Origin of the sequence: Undibacterium umbellatum (assembly GCF_014284125.1) — a bacterium.
GTDB lineage: Bacteria > Pseudomonadota > Gammaproteobacteria > Burkholderiales > Burkholderiaceae_D > Undibacterium > Undibacterium umbellatum.
The window spans coordinates 1-1409 of the sequence record NZ_JACOFX010000052.1; the positions used below are offsets into that span (position 1 = coordinate 1).

The 1409-nt window shown below is 45.1% G+C and carries 2 tRNA genes and 2 rRNA genes; all 4 read left to right on the forward strand.

The features are described 5' to 3' along the window. Nucleotides 1-79 (forward strand): 16S ribosomal RNA (locus tag H8L47_RS29090); the annotation flags it as partial. Nucleotides 80-191: 112 nt separating this feature from the next. Then, nucleotides 192-268: transfer RNA gene (locus H8L47_RS29095), tRNA-Ile, on the forward strand. A gap of 130 nt (nt 269-398) precedes the next feature. Continuing rightward, nucleotides 399-474 (forward strand) — tRNA-Ala (locus H8L47_RS29100). Between the two features lie 393 nt (nt 475-867). Next, nucleotides 868-1409, forward strand: a 23S ribosomal RNA gene (locus H8L47_RS29105); the annotation flags it as partial.

Here is a 1409-nt window from a genome sequence, read left to right on the forward strand (position 1 = left end):
TACCACGGCAGGGTTCGTGACTGGGGTGAAGTCGTAACAAGGTAGCCGTATCGGAAGGTGCGGCTGGATCACCTCCTTTCTAGAGTAGCGCGTAGTTAAGTGTCCACACTTATTGACTGTTAATGATAATGAACAGAGAACGGTTTGCGTCGGGGTAGCAATGACCGGACAGCGACTGAAGGTTCAGTAGCGGGTCTGTAGCTCAGTTGGTTAGAGCACCGTGTTGATAACGCGGGGGTCGTTGGTTCGAGCCCAACCAGACCCACCAAATCAATCAAACGAAAGTACAAACCTACTTTCGTTTGGGATAGATGGCTAAAAATGACTGGCAAAGCCAGATAATTTTTAGAAGTAAAAGCGACGCAAAAGCGACGGTTTTACAGGTAGTGGATCCTAATGGGGGATTAGCTCAGCTGGGAGAGCACCTGCTTTGCAAGCAGGGGGTCGTCGGTTCGATCCCGTCATCCTCCACCAAGAAATCGCAAACCTAAGTCAGTGCAGTAGTTAGCACCGAGGTTTAGGTTTGTACTTTCAAAGCGAAAGACAATAGTAATTAAGTAGTTCTCGTTCTTTAACAATTTAGAAGAAGTAAAGTAGAAATAATCAAAATTATTTCTGTAAAGAGAAATCAATGACGACAGTTATTGATGGAAATTATGGAAGGGTTGTGATTGTATCGAACAAACATAGTATTAAAAAGAGTTTGAAAAGCTGTCGAAAGACAAGTTTTAGAAAAAATCAAATTCCTTGAGATACGGCAAACGCTAAAGTAATACTCATAAGTAGTAAAGAACTATACCGTTTCTTGGTGATGAACCGGATTGTTGAAGTGATTCAATAATGCGACACCAGGAGTTAACGTTATAGGGACAAGTGACTAAGTGCACATGGTGGATGCCTTGGCGATATCAGGCGATGAAGGACGTAGTAGCTTGCGATAAGCTGCGGGGAGTGAGCAAACACACATTGATCCGCAGATTTCCGAATGGGGAAACCCGGCCGTAAGGTCATTGCAACCTGAATACATAGGGTTGCAAAGCGAACGTGGCGAACTGAAACATCTAAGTAGCTACAGGAAAAGAAATCAACCGAGATTCCCAAAGTAGTGGCGAGCGAAATGGGAAGAGCCTGCAAGATTTAGCATCTTTGATAATAAAACGGAATGGAAAGTCCGGCCATAGAGGGTGATAGCCCCGTATATGAAATCATCGGTGTGGAACTAAGTTTGCGACAAGTAGGGCGGGACACGAGAAATCCTGTCTGAACATGGGGGGACCATCCTCCAAGGCTAAATACTCGATATCGACCGATAGTGAACCAGTACCGTGAGGGAAAGGCGAAAAGAACCCCGGGAGGGGAGTGAAATAGATCCTGAAACCGTGTGCATACAAACAGTAGGAGCGGACTTG